Raw genomic sequence first — 17,450 nt, 5'->3', positions numbered from 1 at the left:
ATCAGGAGTTAAGCCTGAAAATGCTGACCAGGTCGTTCAGATGGTGACCTTTACTACGCAGCTCGTGAGCCGTCTGCTCGGTACGTGAAACGCGGTCGGCATTGATATGCGTGGCTTCACCGATTTGCACCATGGCGATATTGACCTGTCCGATGCCCGCCGATTGCTCATGCGAGGCGCTGTTAATTTCGGTGATCAGCAGGTTAATCTGGTCAATATGCGTGATGATGGATTCCATCGCCAGCCGGGTTTGCTCAGAAAGCTGGTGGCCTTCGGTAACTTTATCAAGCGTATCGACAATCAGCCCGTCGATCTCTTTGACGGCGTTGGCGCTGCGGGCTGCCAGAGCGCGCACTTCCTGTGCGACCACCGCAAAACCTTTGCCATGCTCACCCGCACGCGCTGCTTCAACGGCGGCGTTCAGGGCCAGGATATTGGTCTGGAAGGCGATAGCCTCGATAACGTGGGTGATATCGGCGATGCGCTGCGACGCCGATTTAATATCGTTCATGGTCGCGACGGCGTGGGTGACGGTGCTGCCTCCATGATGTACCGCTTCCGCGGTGCTGCTTACCAGCTGTTTCGCCTGTGAAATATTCCCGGCATTTTGCAAAACGGTGGCGGCGATCTGCTCCATGCTGGCGGAGGTTTCTTCCACGCTGCTCGCCTGCTTGTTGATTTGCGCGCTGATTTCTTCGCTATCTGCCGCCAGCGCATCGGTCCCCTGGCTGATATCGCCGGCCGCCAGACGCACCTGCATGACAATTTTCTCGATGCCCTTGCCGATACCGTTAATCGCCTGCATCAGCTGCCCGACCTCGTCGTGGCGATCGGTATGGAGCGCGACCTGTAAATTACCGGCGGCGTAATGTTCCGCAACGTTAATCACCTCGCGCAGCGGACGGCTCAGCCAGCGGCGAATAATCACCACAAAGAAGATCGCAAAGGCGAGAGCGAGGGCGAGACCCAGAGCCAAAAACTGATTGCGCATCGTGGTCACGGCGTTTAACAGCGTAGGTTTGTCCACTTCACCTACAATCGTCCAGTTCCAGCCCGGTAAGCGGCGGAACGCCATGATGGAGGTACTGCCGTCAGCCGTTGTACGTTCAAGCGTACCTTTTTCGGCCGTCAGTAATTGTTTTTGTGTCTCGTCATCCCATGCCGGGCGTTTGCCTTCATCGCCGTTATGGAAAAGGTAATTCCCGTAATTCTTACCTGCAGAACCATCCAGTACATAGAGATGTCCGCTGCTGCCGAGGCGACGGTTTAAGATTTTTTCACGTATGACCTGCCAGGAAGCGGTGATATCAACCCCCACGAACAGGACGGCGATGACAGCGCCAGCGCTGTCCTTAACGGGTTGATACTGGGTGATGTAACGTTTACCGAATAATAGCGCGAGGCCGCGGTAGGTTTCTCCATGGCTGACTTTCTGCCAGGCGGGACTCGCCCTGTCCAGAATCGTGCCAATGGCGCGGCTGCCGTCTTCTTTGCGCAGCGACGTGGCGACACGCACGAAATCTTCCCCGCTGCGTACAAATAGCGTGGATATCGCCGACGTTCGCTTCAGGAAATCGTCGGGAATGGCGTTGTTTTCATGCAGCGGCTGTTCGCCGCCTTTTAACAGCGGCACGTTCAGACCGTTGATAGTCTGAGGCTGGCTCTCATCGCGGGAAAGAGGCTGGGGCAGAAAACTGTCGAACAGGCGCGTATAGCTTTCAACCTCAGCGCTCAGGCTGCTGTCGAACATCTGTGCCATATCGCTGACGCCGCTGACCTGATTGTGCAGATCATCAAGCGCTAAGGATTCAAGCTGCTGACTGGCGCGCTGGCTGAGGGCAAAAGTAAAAAGAAGAAAAAGAAGGGCAACGCTAAAACCGGTCAACAGCGAAAGTTTGGCGCTAAGTCCGGGATGCCTGAAGATTTTTATCATAGATAAGGCCTGATGAAGAAATGCATGGTGCACCTTCAACGGCAGGCTAGCGTTAACATTTAAACATCAAATGTAACTAAATATTAATCAGATGCGTGATTTAGATCATAGACAGAGCGTTTTATAATCACAAAGCCGCGTCGGGCGCGGCTTTGTAGCCCATCGGATGGAAGTAACATCAGGAATAAAGAATTGCCTGGGCACGCCAGCTGTCCGCCTGGTGATTTTCCTGCATCTGAATGATGCGGTAATAAGCCGCGCCCTGTTCGTCGGCTTTCAGGGCAATCATTTTTTCTACATCCTGTACGCTACCGGCAATGCCATTGACGGAAATCAAGCCGATTTCATTCAACCCGGTAACGCGGTCCGCAGCAACATCCTCCGCCGACTGGGCAGCGGTGGTAATCAGCCCCACAGACAACAGTAATGTGGTTAAGGCAAGAGATCGTTTCATTGTCAGCTCCTTATAAACAGATCCTGGTTAACAACAGGGCATTCCTTCGCTTAACTGAACCCTGTCGCTGGGGATAGGGTCCATTGTGTATAAGAAATAATAAAACGCCGAAAAGCTGTGTAAATATCAATAAATAAGCCGCATCAGGATCTCATTTTCGATACAAAATCGCCTGCGCGTACCATTGTCCCGCTATAACGGTCTCGGCATTCAGGACGATGAGATAATAATCAGCCTTTGCTGCCGTCGCTTTTGCTTTAATCGCGGCTTCCGCATCCATTGGAGAGCCGCGTTCCATTGCGGTGACCGTGCCGATTTTCGTCAGCCCCTGCGTTTGTGGGCGCTGAATTTCCTGCGGATGGTTCGCCACCGGCGGCGCAGGTTGCGGCGTTCCTTGCAGAACGCTACAGGCGCTAAGCGTGGTTGCCAGCAATAAGGCCGCTAATAGTCGCATGGTGTTTTCTCGTTTCTTGATAGTCATAGTGTAGTTCCGGGTCAATTCTGTGAAGGGGGAATGTTCCCTTTCTGTTACCTTCACCGCGCTTTTGAATCACTTTCGAATGAAAATCGTAGACTGGATCTCACCATTGCAATAATCCATTCGCGTGATTTTCTTGCTACCCGCCGTGCCTTGCCTTACAACAGGCTGTCACAGCGAATCGGGGGAAAAGTAATGATAGAAATTTATACGGAACAACTTGCCGGGATCGAGGTTTTACATGCGGTCCCCGCGGGAGAGAAACAAACCGCTCTTCCCACCGTGTTGTTCTACCACGGCTTTACCTCGTCGAAGCTGGTTTATAGCTATTTTGCTGTCGCGCTGGCGCAGGCGGGAATGCGCGTGGTGATGCCCGATGCGCAAGGCCACGGCGCACGTTTTAACGGCGATGAAGATGCACGCCTGCAGCAGTTCTGGCCCATCCTCAAAACGAGCGTTGATGAGTTTCCCCAGCTTCGACAGGCGCTGGCGGAGCGGAATCTTATAGCAGAGGGGAGGCTTGCCGTGGGCGGCGCCTCAATGGGCGGCATGACGGCGCTGGGGATTATGGCTCGTCATCCGGAAGTAAGTTGTGTGGCCTGCCTGATGGGGTCCGGCTACTTTACGACGCTCGCCAGAACGCTTTTTCCGCCGCAGGCGCAGCGGCTTGATGAAGTCCTCGCCATGCTTGCTGAATATGACGTTAGCCATCAGCTCGGGCGTCTTGGCGATCGCCCGCTAATGCTGTGGCACGGCGAAGAAGATGACGTAGTGCCCGCCGTGGAAACCTGGCGGCTGCAGCAGGCGCTCACGCAGCAGGGGCTGGATAAACATCTTATCTGCCTGTGGGAAGCCGGCGTGAAACATCGCATTACGCCCGGCGCGCTGGAGGCTACCGCGCGATTCTTTACTCAGCACTTATAGGCGAGTCCCGGCGTGCATCCAGAAAAAAGCCCCCGTTTCCGGGGGCAAGTATAACGTTGGCTTTCTATGTCGTTGTGGCATTCCTGGTGTTAACGCTCGGATCGTGATTGTGCTACCTGTATACAGCCGCGCTGACGTGCATATTGCCGTTACTACCGGGTTCTCTCATTAATATGGTGCGGTAGTATTTTGCGCCATGCTGGTCCGCGTCTTCATTAATAGCCAGCTCGGCCTCCTGCTCGGTGGCGAAATTATGGTTGATGTAAATCACGCCAAGGCTTTTTACATCATCCATATTTCTGGCGGCCTTGCTGTCTATCTTGATCGCTGCCGTCGCATTTGCACAAAGCAAAAATGCAACGACAAGGGCATAAGCGATAGTTTTCATAATGCGCTCCACTACAGCCGTTGTGTTATCAGTGGTCGTCGCTCCTGTTTACGATTAGTGGCGGCCTGTGACATTAAGTGTAAACCGATGTGGTTGAATAAAAAGCGACCATTTCTGACGTTCTCCATCAAAAATTTTTAGTAACCCAAACTATTGTTATAAATTTCACGGCGTTAGCCGGGCGTTTATTTTTTGACCACCCTACAAAAGAATTAATTTGCTCGCAGCCTTGAGTTTATGGGGCTCCGCTTGTATTATGGCGCGTCAAATTTTCAGCCGCACACAAACACGTTCCTTGCCTCCATGGGCCGCGGCTGACCCTATCAGGAGGCTGAATAATCCGTAAGGAGCAATTCGATGCGTCATTACGAAATCGTTTTTATGGTCCATCCTGACCAGAGCGAACAGGTTCCGGGTATGATCGAACGTTACACTGGTGCAATCACTGCAGCAGAAGGTACGATCCACCGTCTGGAAGACTGGGGCCGCCGTCAGCTGGCTTACCCAATCAACAAACTGCACAAGGCTCACTACGTTCTGCTGAACGTTGAAGCTCCGCAGGAAGTGATTGATGAGCTGGAAACAAACTTCCGCTTCAACGACGCCGTTATCCGTAGCATGGTTATGCGCGTTAAGCACGCGGTTACCGAAGCATCTCCAATGGTTAAAGCGAAAGACGAACGCCGTGAGCGTCGCGATGATTTCGCTTCTGAAACCGCTGATGATGCAGATGCTGGGGATTCTGAAGAGTAATTTCTGATGACGGCAAACCGCCTGGTGTTGTCCGGCACGGTGTGCAAGACGCCCCTTCGCAAGGTCAGCCCGTCAGGAATTCCTCATTGCCAGTTCGTGCTTGAGCATCGTTCTGTGCAGGAGGAAGCCGGTTTTAACCGGCAGGCATGGTGCAGAATGCCAGTTATTATTAGCGGGCACGCATATCAGGCCATTACTCACAGTATAACGGTCGGCACGGTACTTACGGTTCAGGGTTTCATCACTTGCCATCAGGCAAAAAATGGGCTGAACAAAGTGGTATTGCATGCCGAGCAGATTGAATTGATAGATTCTGGAGACTAGCCAAATGGCACGTTATTTCCGTCGTCGCAAGTTCTGCCGTTTCACCGCGGAAGGCGTTCAAGAGATTGACTATAAAGACATCGCTACGCTGAAAAACTACATCACCGAAAGCGGTAAGATTGTCCCAAGCCGTATCACCGGTACCCGTGCAAAATACCAGCGTCAGCTGGCTCGCGCTATCAAACGCGCTCGCTACCTGTCCCTGCTGCCGTACACTGATCGTCATCAGTAAGCGGGCACGGTCCATTAATACGACTTTGAGAGGATAAGGTAATGCAAGTTATTCTGCTTGATAAAGTAGCAAACCTGGGTAGCCTGGGTGATCAGGTTAATGTTAAAGCGGGCTATGCTCGTAACTTCCTGGTACCACAGGGTAAAGCTGTTCCTGCTACCAAGAAAAACGTTGAGTTCTTCGAAACACGCCGCGCTGAACTGGAAGCTAAACTGGCTGACGTTCTGACCGCTGCTGAAGATCGCGCTGCGAAGATCAACGCACTGGAAACCGTTACTATCGCGTCTAAAGCAGGCGACGAAGGTAAACTGTTCGGTTCCATCGGTACTCGCGACATCGCTGACGCTGTAACTGCAGCAGGCGTTGACGTGGCTAAGAGCGAAGTTCGTTTACCGAACGGCGTTCTGCGTACCACCGGCGAGCACGAAGTGAACTTCCAGGTTCACAGCGAAGTCTTCGCTAAACTGACTGTAAACGTAGTTGCTGAAGCGTAATTCACGCTGACGCATACATTAAAATGCCGGCCTCGCGCCGGCGTTTTGCATTTCAGGAGTCGCTAAAATTACTGAGCGCGCAGGAAGCTGCCGTCAGGCTGGCGAGTAAATAAAATCTCCCCGCCGCTGGCCGAATCAATGGTTAAGCCCGTCACCACCCCGTTCGCATTCTGACGAATTTTCACCATCTGCCCGGTCTGTAAATCACTCAGCGGCCTGTCGTCGCCCTCTACCTGCGCCATCGCATAGACGTCCGCCGGTGGGAGATTATGGTCGCGGAAGAGCTGCGCCATCGTCTGGCCTGATTCCACGCGATAAGAGCGCCATTGCCCCTCAATATCGTTATTGGTGTTGGGAACGGGAGCCTGGGTTTGCGGTTGGCTTTCAACCTGTGGCGGCGCGACCGGCGTTGCAGGGGCGGTAGGGGCCGGAGGATTCACCAGCTCGGCGTGCATCGGCGACTGTGATTCAACAGACAGCTGCGCATCCCGCGTAACAGGGCGTGGCTTTTCATCGGCAGTTGGCCACAAAAAGCCGACAACCATGATAAGAGCGGCGATAATAATGCCCCGACGGTGCAGGAGTGGAAGCGGATCCATCAGTCGGAAACGATCGGGTGCGTGCCAAATCCGCGCCAGCCAGGTTTTAACAGCGAATCGCATCGGCAACCCTCCTCATCTTCACACAATGTGCGCTGCACATTTCCCACCTCCATTATAGAACGCTAACTGTTTGATGCCCTGAGCAATCCGGCTTTACGTGACGCCCAACCGCAATTTAGCGCTCTGCGCAACCATTGTTCCCGTTTCGTTTCCATTTGTCACCTTCAGGGCTTTTACATTTTACCCTGCCGGATGACGCTGCTATGCTGCATGCCTGCTTTTAAACACCTTAAAGGAAAATTCATGACAACCCCTTCTTTTGACAGCACAGAAGCGCAAGCAAGTTACGGTATTGGTTTACAGGTTGGACAACAGCTACTTGAATCTGGTCTGCAGGGTCTGCTGCCAGAAGCGCTGGTTGCAGGTCTGCGTGATGCGCTGGAAGGGAATGCCCCGGCAGTTCCGGTTGATGTCGTCCATCGCGCGCTGCGTGAAGTGCACGAACGTGCCGACGCCGTTCGTCAGGAGCGTCAGAAAGAGATGGCCGTTGAGGGCGTAAAATTCCTTGAAGAAAATAGCAAGAAAGAGGGCGTAAGCAGCACCGAATCTGGTTTGCAGTTCCGCGTTCTGACGCAAGGCACAGGCCCGATTCCTTCGCGTAAAGATCATGTTCGCGTTCACTACACCGGCAAACTGATCGACGGCACCGTTTTCGACAGCTCCGTACAGCGTGGCGAACCGGCCGAGTTCCCGGTAAACGGCGTTATCGCCGGCTGGATTGAAGCGCTGACCCTGATGCCGGTCGGCTCTAAATGGGAGCTGACTATTCCGCAAAACCTGGCCTACGGCGAGCGCGGCGCTGGTGCTTCTATTCCACCATTCAGCACTTTGGTCTTCGAAGTGGAGCTGCTGGAAATTCTGTAAGCGATTTAAAGGCCCCGCTTCGGCGGGGTTAGCGCAGCGACGACCGTTCAAAAAGTGGGTTTCGAATGGTTGGGATAAAGCAGAACGCGTAATGCTTCGTTGTTATCAGCGCCAGGCGCAGCGTTTTTATCCACAAAAATTTATGCAGCTGGACATGCCCCGCTTCGGCGGGGTTTTCATTTGGCTGTTAACAAATAAACGTGATTTTATCTTGCATACGCCCTCGTTCCGGGTGTTTTTGTGATGCACTTCGCGTTGTGAGAGTGATATCGCACTCAGATTAAACAAAAAATTAACATGTTGCTTGTCATAAATATTCAACCCGCCGATTCTTACCCGGTATCAGTGTGCTTTATGAAAAAGCATCACATCAAACATAACGTATTAAAGGCCAGCAGAGCCTGAACGCAACAGACCGGTACAGGAAAATAAAACATGGTAGATCAGATAAAAATTGCAGACGAGGCCGAGGCTCCGGCTGAGCAATCGCTGCGGCGTAATTTAACAAACCGTCATATCCAGCTTATCGCCATCGGCGGGGCTATCGGCACCGGCCTGTTTATGGGGTCGGGTAAAACCATCAGCCTCGCCGGTCCGTCGATAATCTTCGTCTATATGATTATCGGCTTCATGCTGTTCTTCGTCATGCGCGCCATGGGCGAGCTGTTGCTTTCCAATCTTGAATATAAGTCGTTCAGCGATTTCGCCGCCGATCTGTTAGGCCCCTGGGCCGGCTACTTCACCGGCTGGACCTACTGGTTCTGCTGGGTGGTTACCGGCATGGCGGATGTGGTGGCGATAACCGCCTATGCCCAGTTCTGGTTCCCCGGCCTGTCGGACTGGGTCGCCTCCCTCGCCGTGGTGGTGGTGCTGCTGAGCCTCAACCTCGCTACCGTGAAAATGTTCGGCGAAATGGAGTTCTGGTTCGCGATGATCAAAATCGTCGCTATCGTTTCCCTGATTATTATCGGCCTGGTGATGGTGCTGACCCACTTCCAGTCGCCGACTGGCGTAGAAGCCTCTTTCAATAACCTGTGGAATAACGGCGGCTGGTTCCCGAAAGGCCTGAGCGGCTTCTTTGCCGGCTTCCAGATAGCGGTCTTTGCCTTCGTGGGTATCGAACTGGTAGGGACAACGGCGGCGGAAACGAAAGACCCGGAAAAATCTCTGCCGCGTGCGATTAACTCGATCCCGATTCGTATCATCATGTTCTACGTGTTTGCGCTGATTGTGATTATGTCGGTCACGCCATGGGGTTCAGTAGTGGCTGATAAGAGCCCGTTCGTTGAACTCTTTGTGCTGGCGGGTCTGCCTGCCGCAGCGGGCATCATTAACTTCGTGGTCCTGACCTCAGCGGCTTCCTCGGCTAACAGCGGCGTGTTTTCAACCAGTCGTATGCTGTTCGGCCTGGCGCAGGACGGAGTGGCGCCAAAAGCTTTCGCTAAGCTTTCTAAACGCGCCGTGCCGGCGAAGGGGCTGACCTTCTCCTGCATCTGCCTGCTGGGCGGCGTGGTAATGCTTTACGTCAATCCGGACGTGGTTGCGGCCTTCACGATGATCACTACCGTGTCGGCGATTCTTTTTATGTTTGTCTGGACGATTATCCTTTGCTCGTACCTGGTGTACCGCAAACGGCGTCCTGAACTGCATCAGAAATCAATCTACAAGATGCCGCTTGGCAAGCTGATGTGCTGGGTTTGCATGGCGTTCTTTGTCTTTGTGATTGTGCTGCTGACGCTGGAAGACGATACCCGTCAGGCGCTGATCGTTACGCCGCTGTGGTTTGTGGTGTTAGGTTTGGGCTGGATGTTTATCGGTAAGAAACGCGTAGCGGCGATGCGGAAGTAACTGAAATTGATTTGCTCCTTCTCCGCCGGAGAAGGAGCAAAAGCGCGATTACTCCCCGGCTAAAGCCCGCGGGAAGAGTACGTTGTTTTCCAGGCTAATGTGATTCATCAGATCGTCAATCATTTCATTAATCCCGTTATACATCGCTTTCCAGGTTGTGCAGGCTTCCGGCGGCGGCGTTACGTTGTTGGTGGTATGTTTGATGACTTCCAGCAGCTCGCCTGCGTCATCATGCTCGCTTTCCATTACGCTAATCGGGCCCATCGCCTGTGAACCCATGCCGTTTTTAATCATCGGGAACAGGATCTGCTCTTCTTTCATCATGTGGCTGCTCAGCTCCTGATGCAGCATGGTGAGATATTTCGCCAGCCCCTTCGGCACGTTCGGTTTATCGGCATGTACACGTTCAACTTTGGTCGCCTGCAGGATTAACTCCGGCAGCTGCTCGCGGTGCCTGTCATGGTAGCGCACGATGATGTGGTCGATGATTTCGGCCAGCGGCGCGGTACGCCACTCTTTCTCGACGGGTTCCTCAGCAAGCGCGGCCAGTTCGGCCTCAATCGCTTCCAGATTCAGCTCTTTGCGGGTCGCTGCGCGCTCAAGCGTTTGTTTGCCGCCACAGCAGAAATCCAGATCCAGTTTACGGAACAGCGCAGAAGCGCGTGGGATGGTTAAAGCCAGTTCACCTAAGGGTTGGTCGCGGAAGGCCATGAACGAATACCTCATCATAGAAAATATAAGATGCATATTAAATACATCTTTAAGGAAAGGCTATGACTATTATGAGGTAGCAGGTTATTTTTCTGGCGAAATTGGTACTTCGGTCACTTCCTGCTTTTGCGGCCTGGTCAGCACCGCCAGCACAACGCCGGCGATCAGACAAAGAATGCCCAGCAGCGTCAGAAGCGGCGGCCAGTTATGGCGCAGCATAAAGGTATAGGCAAGCCCGGCCAGGGTTTCAAAGACGATTAGCGGGCCGACAACGACGGTCGGCAGGCGCTGGCAGGCGATATTCCAGCAGAGATTTCCCAGCCATGAACACAGCAGGGCGATGGCAAACATCAGCGTAACGAACACTTCAGGCCGCGGCCCGAAAGGCAGCGCGAAATTTGCGTCGCTTTGCGCCATAAATAAGCATACGGCGACATATCCCAGCAATGAGAAAGGCAGTGTCGAAAGCCCCTGAGCGGTGGCCCACATCATTGGATTTTTATCCGGATTCTCGCGCAGCCAGCGCGCATTTCTTAGCGCATACCATGCCCAGCAGGCAACCGAAACAAAAGCCAGACAGATGCCGCCTGCATAGCGCCACCAGCTAAAGCCAAACTGAGCGCTGCGTAATTCAGCGGCATTTACCATCACCAGCCCAATGGCGATGATCGCCAGCGCAGGAGCCAGGCGGCGCCACGGCAGCTTACCGTCGCGCTTGCTGTAAAGCAGATTGGCAAAAACGGGGATCACAACCGGCAGCGTGCCGATAATCATCGTCGAGACAGGGGCGCCGGTACGCTGAATTGCGCCTGCAAGGCAAACGTAATAGATCAGGTTTCCGACGGTTGAAAGCTTGAGCGCCGTGAACCAGTCCCGGCCGCTAAGCTGACGCAGGCGCTGCCGCCCGGCCCAGGCCAGCGGGATCGCAATCAGACCAAGCGCCAGATAACGCCCGGTGGACTGTAACGCCGCGGGATAATCCGGCACGATAACCGGGCCCACGAAAATCAGTCCCCACATCAGCCCCGCCAGCAGGGCATACAACACGCCAGTTAACATCTTTACCATCCGGTTAGTTCTTTGCGTGAAGCGTAAGGGAAGGAACGCGGTGAGTATTGTACCAGCTTGCGGTTTAGCTAACGGCTGACCTGTTTCTGATAGCGGACGGGGGTAATACCATAGCGCCGGGCGAAAGCGCGGGTCAGATGCGCCTGATCGGTCATGCCGCTCATCACCGCCACCTGCGCGGCGGGCATGCCGTGGGTCAGGAACTGCTTGGCGTACCACAGACGAATGGCCATCAGCATCTGATGTGGCGTAACGTGGAAATGCGCTTTGAACCGGCGCTGGAAGTGGTATGGGCTGAGCGATGCTACGGCCGCCAGCTCATCAAGCGTCACCGCATGCATATAGTTTGCATGTAAATACTCGCGTATCCGTTCAAAGCGATGCGCTGCTTCCTGCGTCCCGGAAGGTTGATGCTGTGCGTAAGGCCGAAACGTGTCGATGAGGCTGAGCAGCAAACCCTGCTGAGCGAGCGAATCCTCCGCGCGCCACAAGCCGTTAATCAGTTGGGAAATCTGACGTGAACGCAGCGGATCGTGATTCAGCGCCTCGCTAAACCACCAGCTGCGCTCACCGGTTACCGCTTCGAGCGTTTCAGGTTCGATATAAATCATGCGGTACTGCCAGCCGTCGACGGTAGCTGCTTCTCCGGTATGCAGTTCGTCGGGATTCATCAATACCAGCGAACCCGGAGCGGCGACATACTGCGCGCCACGATAGCGGAAACGTTCAGCGCCCCATGTTACGGTGCCGATACCGAAGGCTTCATGCGTATGAGGTTCAAAGGCATAGCGTGAAATATGGGCATGGTAAAGCTCCACGCCGGGCAGCTGCGGCAGATGCCGGAACTGGGCGCAATCTTTTTCATCGGTAAATTGCTCAGGAACGCCCTGCACGTTAACCCCTCCGTACGAACATCCCATTAGTATAGGGATGCTCGCCTTTAACGGATAGGTAACAAATTACAGCGCGATGCGCACGCTCTCTGCAAGCGTGGTGGTCGGGCGACCAATAAGCTGGCTGAGCTGGCGGCCGTCATCGAACAGGCCGCCTCTGGAGGCGCCGATATCAGAGTTCGCAAGCATCGCCGCCAGGCCTTCCGGCAAACCGGCCCCCAGCAAAGCGGCCTTAAAATCGGCCTCGGCAAGGTTTTGATACGCTACGTTTTTCCCGCTTTGTTTGCTGACTTCCGCCGCCAGCTCCGCCAGCGTCCAGCCGCGATCGCCCGCCAGCTCGTAAACTTTGCCAGCCTGATTATCAAGCGTCATGACTTTGGCCGCAGCGGCCGCGTAATCAGCACGGGAAGCAGAGGCGATTTTGCCCTCTCCGGCGCTGCCAATAAATACCCCGTGCTGCAGGGCTGACGGCACGCTGGCGATATAGTTCTCGGTGTACCAGCCGTTGCGCAGCAGTACGAAAGGAATACCTGCATCCTTCAGCATTTTTTCCGTAGCTATATGCTCTTCCGCCAGGCTCAACGGCGATGTATCCGCATGCAGCAGGCTGGTATAAGCGATAAGTTTCACGCCCGCCGCTTTGGCGGCTTCAATAACGTTACGATGCTGTACGGCACGCAGGCCCACTTCGCTTGAAGAGATCAGCAGCAGTTTTTCTACGCCAGCCAGCGCCTGGCGCATGGCGGTTTGATCGTTGTAATCCGCAGCGCGGACCTGTACGCCGCGCTCGGCGAAGTCACTAACTTTTGACGGCGAGCGGACAATCGCCAGCAGATTTTTAGCTTCAACGTTCTGGAGTAAATCTTCCACAACAAGACGGCCCAGCAGGCCGGACACACCGGTAACAGCAATCATGATTAAACGCCTTAGTGTTTTGGGACAGTTGTGTCACACTATCACGCCTTACTAACTTTAAGTAAGTACGCACAAAAAGGTAAGTATGAAATGAGTGAAACCCTGGAAAGCGCGCTGACGCTAACCGAGCAGATGCGCAGCGGCAACCTGTTTGCGGAGAAGTGCCCGTCGCGGGATGTGCTAAAACACGTCACCAGCCGCTGGGGCGTGCTGATTCTGGTGGCGCTGCAGGAGCGGACGCATCGCTTCAGCGATCTGCGCCGTAAAGTGGGCGGAGTAAGTGAAAAAATGCTCGCGCAAACGCTGCAGTGGCTGGAGGCGGACGGTTTTGTGAATCGCACATCTTACCCTGTCGTCCCGCCGCATGTGGAATACAGCCTGACGCCGCTGGGGCATGAGGTTGCAGAGAAGGTCGCCGCGCTGGCCGACTGGATAGAAGAGAATTTGCCGCAGGTAATGGCGTCCCGCGACCGGGACGCCTGATAGCTTATTTACTCAAATCAAGCTGATAAAGGGCAAAGCCAATATCGTCGGTGCCGACGTTTTGCATCGGGTACTGCGCTTTTTCTTTGATAAACGCCGCGGCTTTCTCGCCGGGCGAGGTTTCAAAGCGGATATCCAGCTTCTGCCTGCTTTGGACTGGCGCAAGGCGCCAGTTGTTATCCGCCGCCGGCTGAATCTCTTTCTGCGCGCTTATCCAGTTTGCCAGCACCGAGCGGTTTTCATCTGGTGAAGCAAAGGCGATATGGCTGTCGCCGGTACCGGCAAATTTACCGCCGTATGCGCGGTAGTTATTGGTCGCAACCAGGAAAGTGGCGTCTGGATCTATTGGTTTTCCTTTAAACGTCAGCCCTTTAATGCGCTCGGCTTTTGGGTTCACCATCTGGCATTCGCCGTCATAACGCGCCGGTTGCGATACATCAATCTGATAATCCACGCCGTCGATGACGTCAAAGTTATAGGTGCGGAAGCCGTCCCAGTTGATAAGCGACTGCGGCTTGCCGCTGTTGACGTCAATCTGATTAAACTGCCCGGCGGAACACTCCAGCCACTCTTTAACCTCTTTACCGCTCGCTTTCACTACGACCAGCGTGTTTGGATAAAGGTACAAATCAGCGGCGTTGCGGAAGGTGAGCTGGCCTTTTTCGACCTCGACAAAACTGGCCGGATCGTTTTTGCGTCCGCCAACCTTGAACGGCGCGGCGGCAGAGAGGACGGGCAGGCTGGCCAGATCGGGATCGCCCTGAATGAATTTCTCGACGTAAGCCCGCTGGGCGTTATTGACCACCTGTACCGTTGGGTCGTCCTGCACCAGCGCCAGATAGCTGTACATGTTGTCGGCGGATTTGCCGATCGGCTTGCTTACAAATTCGCGCGTGCCGTTGTGATCGTGCTCGAGTACTTTCACCAGCTTTTTGTCTTCCGCAGCCAGCGATTTTTTCGCTACGTTGTCGTAGATTGGGCGAGCCTCCGCTTTGCTGGCGGTGACTTTCCACGCGCCGTCGTCGTTATTCAGCACCAGATCCACCACGCCAAGATGATCGCCCCACATTCCCGGCATCACGGCGGGGATGCCGTTAAGCGTGCCCTTTTCGATATCAGCGCCTTTGATGCCAGCGAAATCTTTACCCGGGAACACGGCGTGAGCGTGTCCAAACAGGATGGCGTCGACGCCCGGCACTTCACTGAGGTAATAAACGGAGTTTTCGGCCATAGCATGATACGGATCGCTGGAGAGGCCGGAGTGAGCAACTATTACCACTAAATCCGCGCCCTGTTTTCGCATCTCCGGCACGTAGTGTTTTGCGGTTTCGGTGATGTCCTGCACCGTCACCTTGCCGTTCAGGTTGGCTTTATCCCACGTCATAATCTGCGGCGGTACAAAGCCGATATAGCCGATGCGCAAAGTCTGCGTTTTACCGTCTTTATCTTTGACTTCGGTCGCTTTGATAAGGTAAGGCGTAAACAGGGGCTTGTTCGTTTTCGCATCGATGATATTGGCGTTAACGTAGGGGAACTTAGCCCCGGCCAGCGCCTTGTGCAGGTATTCCAGGCCATAGTTAAACTCGTGGTTGCCCAGGTTTCCTACCGCATAATCCAGCGTGTTAAGCGCTTTATAGACCGGATGGATTTCGCCTTCTTTCAGCCCCTTTGCCGCCATGTAATCGCCTAGAGGGCTGCCCTGGATCAGATCGCCGTTATCGACCAGCACGCTGTTTACGGCTTCACCGCGTGCGGCATTAATCAGGCTCGCTGTACGTACCAGACCGAATTTCTCGGTCGGCGTATCTTTGTAGTAGTCGAAATCCATCATATTGCTGTGCAGATCGGTAGTTTCGAGGATACGCAGATCGACCGTGGCCGCGTTGACGCTGGCTGCGATCAGCGTGGCAAGCAGGCTTACGCTAAACTTAATCATGATCAAGGTCCTTTTTTCGAGGTACGCCACAAAAGGCTGTGAATTTACAGTTTGTTGCTTACAAAACTGTGAAGTCTGCCAGAAATCAGGGCGATGAAACCTGAATCGCTTCACAGATAGCGCATCATGACGCAATGAGATATAAGTAAAACAACAGGTTATTTGCGCGATGCAGCGTGCGGCGACAAACTACGAGGTGGAGAATGTTAGAGCAAATTTGCCAACTGGCGCGGGAGGCGGGAGCCGCCATCATGCAGGTTTACGAAGGGGAGAAGCCGCTGGAGGCGACCCAAAAACTGGATGACTCGCCGGTGACCGCAGCGGATATTGCAGCCCATACCATCATCATCAACGGGCTACAGACTTTAACGCCGGAGATCCCCGTGCTGTCGGAAGAAGATCCCCAGAGCTGGGAAATCCGTCAGGGATGGGATCGTTACTGGCTGGTGGATCCGCTGGACGGCACGAAAGAGTTTCTCAAACGTAACGGCGAATTCACCGTTAACATTGCGCTGATTGAGAAAGGCAAAGCCGTGCTGGGCGTGGTTTATGCGCCGGTACTGAAGATTATGTACAGCGCAGCCGAAGGTAAAGCCTGGAAGGAAGAGTGCGGCGTACGAAACCAGATTCACGTGCGTGATGCGCGCCCTCCGCTGGTGGTGGTCAGCCGCTCCCATGCCAGCAGCGACGGTGAACTGAAAGAGTATCTGCAGCAGATGGGCGAACATCAGACTACCGCTATCGGCTCTTCACTGAAATTCTGCCTGGTGGCAGACGGGCAGGCGCAGCTTTATCCGCGTTTCGGGCCAACTAATATCTGGGATACGGCGGCAGGCCATGCCGTTGCGGTGGCTGCCGGGGCGCATGTCCATGACTGGCAGGGCAAGCCGCTCGACTATACCCCGCGCGAGTCCTTCTTGAATCCCGGCTTCCGGGTCTCTATTTACTGAGCAGTTTCTGCAGCAGGTTCATGACCTGCTGCACCTCTGCCTGCGTCAGCGAACCATCTTTGGCGTACTGAATACGTCCGTTTTTATCCAGCACCACAATTGCCGAACCGCCGTCCTCCAGCTGCCAGCCTTTCTTCGCCACGCCGTTGCTGTCCACCACAAACTGTGACCATGGATACTGTTTTTTATTGCTTTCAATACTGCTGCGCACAAACATGCCGGTACCGACGATGGCGTCATCAGTATTGACGATAGTCGTCGTCTGGTAGCGATCGTGCGGAAACTTCGCGGCTTTGATGGCTTCTATCAGCCCGGCATTTTTCTCCTTAGCGCTGGAGCGCCCGGCAATATGCTGCAGCACTCGCACTTTTCCAGCAAGCTGCGAGCTATTCCAGTTTTTATAGCTAAACTTATCGTTAGCAAGAATCAGCTCGCCCTTGTCGGCAATGCCAAGCGGAGCGACACGTTGATTCTTCTCAAAATTATGCGCTGAAGCCAGCAAAGGCAGCAGCAGGGCGGTAAGCGCAAGCGTAGCTCGCAGGGTCATGGTTGACTCCTTGTTTTATACAGAATATTTGCAGGTGATCGGACCAGCTGGCCCCGATATTTTAAGCATAAATGCGAAATCCGCATCTGTCCCGCAACTTGAGTGCCAGTTTGCGGGCGAACGCACATATCCTCGTTTTTTGAAGGCTTAAACTAATTTTTATTAACATTTGAAAAGAATATTCTGAGAAATTGTCATCAAACGGTAAATAAGCTTATGCAAACTAGGTGTCAGTTTGTATATGGACTATAGTTTTCGGGCACCAAATTTTTTCGCCTCGTTTTGTCGGACCAAATGTGGAACCGCAGGGGCGTTAACACTGCAGGAGAGAAAAAAGAATGAAAATTTTCCAACGTTACAACCCGCTTCAGGTGGCGAAGTACGTGAAAATCCTGTTCCGTGGACGGTTGTACATCAAGGACGTTGGCGCTTTTGAATTTGATAAGGGTAAAATCCTTATCCCAAAAGTGAAAGATAAGCAACATCTATCTGTTATGTCTGAAGTAAACCGCCAGGTTCTACGTATGCAGGCGGAAATGGCGTAAAGCCACGCAGCAGTATAAAGTAAAAAAAACGGCACCTGAGGGTGCCGT

Annotated in this window: 21 protein-coding genes; 10 read left to right on the top strand and 11 right to left on the bottom strand. The window is 53.9% G+C overall.

All coding sequences use genetic code 11. The annotated features are described in order from the left end of the window. Nucleotide 1: 1 nt before the first annotated feature. The 3 genes from WLO31_RS18320 to bsmA all read right to left on the bottom strand — a co-directional run bounded on the left by WLO31_RS18320 (nt 2) and on the right by bsmA (nt 2,868). A complete protein-coding gene (locus tag WLO31_RS18320; protein WP_435928039.1) occupies nt 2-1,933 on the bottom strand; it encodes a methyl-accepting chemotaxis protein in 1,932 nt (643 codons plus the stop codon). A 178-nt stretch (nt 1,934-2,111) separates the two neighbouring features. Continuing rightward, a complete protein-coding gene (locus tag WLO31_RS18315) occupies nt 2,112-2,387 on the bottom strand; it encodes a DUF1471 domain-containing protein (protein ID WP_435928038.1) in 276 nt (91 codons plus the stop codon). Nucleotides 2,388-2,538: 151 nt separating this feature from the next. Further along, nucleotides 2,539-2,868 carry a biofilm peroxide resistance protein BsmA gene (gene bsmA, locus WLO31_RS18310; RefSeq protein WP_435928037.1) on the bottom strand — a complete coding sequence of 110 codons (330 nt, stop codon included), beginning with the start codon at nt 2,866-2,868 and terminating at the stop codon, nt 2,539-2,541. A 192-nt stretch (nt 2,869-3,060) separates the two neighbouring features. Here bsmA and yjfP point away from each other — a divergent pair, with 192 nt between their 5' ends. After that, nucleotides 3,061-3,789, top strand: a complete 729-nt coding sequence (gene yjfP / locus WLO31_RS18305) for an esterase (protein ID WP_435928036.1) — start codon at nt 3,061-3,063, stop codon at nt 3,787-3,789. Between the two features lie 112 nt (nt 3,790-3,901). Here yjfP and WLO31_RS18300 read toward each other — a convergent pair whose 3' ends face one another. Further along, a complete protein-coding gene (locus tag WLO31_RS18300; RefSeq protein ID WP_435928035.1) occupies nt 3,902-4,177 on the bottom strand; it encodes a DUF1471 domain-containing protein in 276 nt (91 codons plus the stop codon). 357 nt (nt 4,178-4,534) lie between these two features. Between WLO31_RS18300 and rpsF the strand changes: the two genes are divergently transcribed. Genes rpsF through rplI form a run of 4 tightly spaced genes read left to right on the top strand, consistent with a single transcriptional unit; the run spans nt 4,535 to nt 5,980 of the window. Then, nucleotides 4,535-4,930, top strand: a complete 396-nt coding sequence (rpsF, locus tag WLO31_RS18295; protein ID WP_121266840.1) for a 30S ribosomal protein S6 — start codon at nt 4,535-4,537, stop codon at nt 4,928-4,930. 6 nt (nt 4,931-4,936) lie between these two features. Continuing rightward, nucleotides 4,937-5,254, top strand: a complete 318-nt coding sequence (gene priB / locus WLO31_RS18290; protein WP_435928034.1) for a primosomal replication protein N — start codon at nt 4,937-4,939, stop codon at nt 5,252-5,254. Between the two features lie 4 nt (nt 5,255-5,258). Continuing rightward, nucleotides 5,259-5,486 carry a 30S ribosomal protein S18 gene (rpsR, locus tag WLO31_RS18285; RefSeq protein ID WP_000135199.1) on the top strand — a complete coding sequence of 76 codons (228 nt, stop codon included), beginning with the start codon at nt 5,259-5,261 and terminating at the stop codon, nt 5,484-5,486. Nucleotides 5,487-5,527: 41 nt separating this feature from the next. Further along, complete coding sequence (gene rplI, locus WLO31_RS18280; protein WP_435928033.1) at nt 5,528-5,980, top strand: 50S ribosomal protein L9; 453 nt, start codon at nt 5,528-5,530, stop codon at nt 5,978-5,980. 68 nt (nt 5,981-6,048) lie between these two features. On the opposite strand, the gene WLO31_RS18275 is transcribed toward rplI, so the two are convergent. Further along, nucleotides 6,049-6,648: an OapA family protein gene (locus tag WLO31_RS18275; RefSeq protein ID WP_435928032.1), complete on the bottom strand. Its 600-nt coding sequence runs from the start codon at nt 6,646-6,648 to the stop codon at nt 6,049-6,051. 237 nt (nt 6,649-6,885) lie between these two features. On the opposite strand from WLO31_RS18275, the gene fklB reads away from it, so the two are divergent. Both fklB and cycA read left to right on the top strand, forming a co-directional pair. Further along, entirely contained in the window at nt 6,886-7,506 is a 621-nt protein-coding gene (fklB, locus tag WLO31_RS18270; RefSeq protein ID WP_435928031.1) for an FKBP-type peptidyl-prolyl cis-trans isomerase, read from the top strand. 435 nt (nt 7,507-7,941) lie between these two features. Next, entirely contained in the window at nt 7,942-9,354 is a 1,413-nt protein-coding gene (gene cycA / locus WLO31_RS18265) for a D-serine/D-alanine/glycine transporter (protein ID WP_435928030.1), read from the top strand. 48 nt (nt 9,355-9,402) lie between these two features. Here the strand turns inward: cycA and ytfE are convergent, their stop codons facing one another. The 4 genes from ytfE to WLO31_RS18245 form a co-directional block, all read right to left on the bottom strand. Further along, nucleotides 9,403-10,065 (bottom strand): iron-sulfur cluster repair protein YtfE, encoded by a 663-nt coding sequence (ytfE, locus tag WLO31_RS18260; RefSeq protein ID WP_435928029.1) that lies wholly within the window; start codon nt 10,063-10,065, stop codon nt 9,403-9,405. A gap of 84 nt (nt 10,066-10,149) precedes the next feature. Beyond that, complete coding sequence (locus WLO31_RS18255) at nt 10,150-11,124, bottom strand: DMT family transporter (protein WP_435928028.1); 975 nt, start codon at nt 11,122-11,124, stop codon at nt 10,150-10,152. A 77-nt stretch (nt 11,125-11,201) separates the two neighbouring features. Then, a complete protein-coding gene (locus tag WLO31_RS18250; RefSeq protein WP_435928027.1) occupies nt 11,202-12,026 on the bottom strand; it encodes an AraC family ligand binding domain-containing protein in 825 nt (274 codons plus the stop codon). A gap of 66 nt (nt 12,027-12,092) precedes the next feature. Beyond that, the gene (locus WLO31_RS18245; RefSeq protein ID WP_435928026.1) at nt 12,093-12,941 is read right to left on the bottom strand and encodes an SDR family oxidoreductase; all 849 of its coding nucleotides are present in this window, start codon (nt 12,939-12,941) and stop codon (nt 12,093-12,095) included. A gap of 90 nt (nt 12,942-13,031) precedes the next feature. Between WLO31_RS18245 and WLO31_RS18240 the strand changes: the two genes are divergently transcribed. Then, the gene (locus tag WLO31_RS18240) at nt 13,032-13,424 is read left to right on the top strand and encodes a winged helix-turn-helix transcriptional regulator (protein ID WP_435928024.1); all 393 of its coding nucleotides are present in this window, start codon (nt 13,032-13,034) and stop codon (nt 13,422-13,424) included. A 4-nt stretch (nt 13,425-13,428) separates the two neighbouring features. Here WLO31_RS18240 and WLO31_RS18235 read toward each other — a convergent pair whose 3' ends face one another. Continuing rightward, a complete protein-coding gene (locus WLO31_RS18235) occupies nt 13,429-15,360 on the bottom strand; it encodes a bifunctional 2',3'-cyclic-nucleotide 2'-phosphodiesterase/3'-nucleotidase (RefSeq protein WP_435928022.1) in 1,932 nt (643 codons plus the stop codon). Between the two features lie 203 nt (nt 15,361-15,563). On the opposite strand from WLO31_RS18235, the gene cysQ reads away from it, so the two are divergent. Further along, nucleotides 15,564-16,310: a 3'(2'),5'-bisphosphate nucleotidase CysQ gene (gene cysQ, locus WLO31_RS18230; protein WP_435928021.1), complete on the top strand. Its 747-nt coding sequence runs from the start codon at nt 15,564-15,566 to the stop codon at nt 16,308-16,310. Here cysQ and WLO31_RS18225 read toward each other — a convergent pair. Then, nucleotides 16,300-16,857 carry a YtfJ family protein gene (locus WLO31_RS18225; RefSeq protein ID WP_435928020.1) on the bottom strand — a complete coding sequence of 186 codons (558 nt, stop codon included), beginning with the start codon at nt 16,855-16,857 and terminating at the stop codon, nt 16,300-16,302. The two genes, cysQ and WLO31_RS18225, sit on opposite strands and share 11 nt — an antisense overlap. Nucleotides 16,858-17,195: 338 nt before the next feature. Here WLO31_RS18225 and WLO31_RS18220 point away from each other — a divergent pair, with 338 nt between their 5' ends. Next, on the top strand, nt 17,196-17,402 hold the full coding sequence (locus WLO31_RS18220; RefSeq protein WP_121266826.1) for a DUF1107 domain-containing protein: 207 nt from the start codon (nt 17,196-17,198) through the stop codon (nt 17,400-17,402). Nucleotides 17,403-17,450 lie beyond the last annotated feature (48 nt).

Source organism: Dryocola sharpae (assembly GCF_051307055.1).
Taxonomy (GTDB): Bacteria; Pseudomonadota; Gammaproteobacteria; order Enterobacterales; family Enterobacteriaceae; genus Dryocola.
The sequence above is the reverse complement of the archived record's forward strand: the minus strand, read 5'-3'. Positions and strand labels throughout refer to the sequence as shown.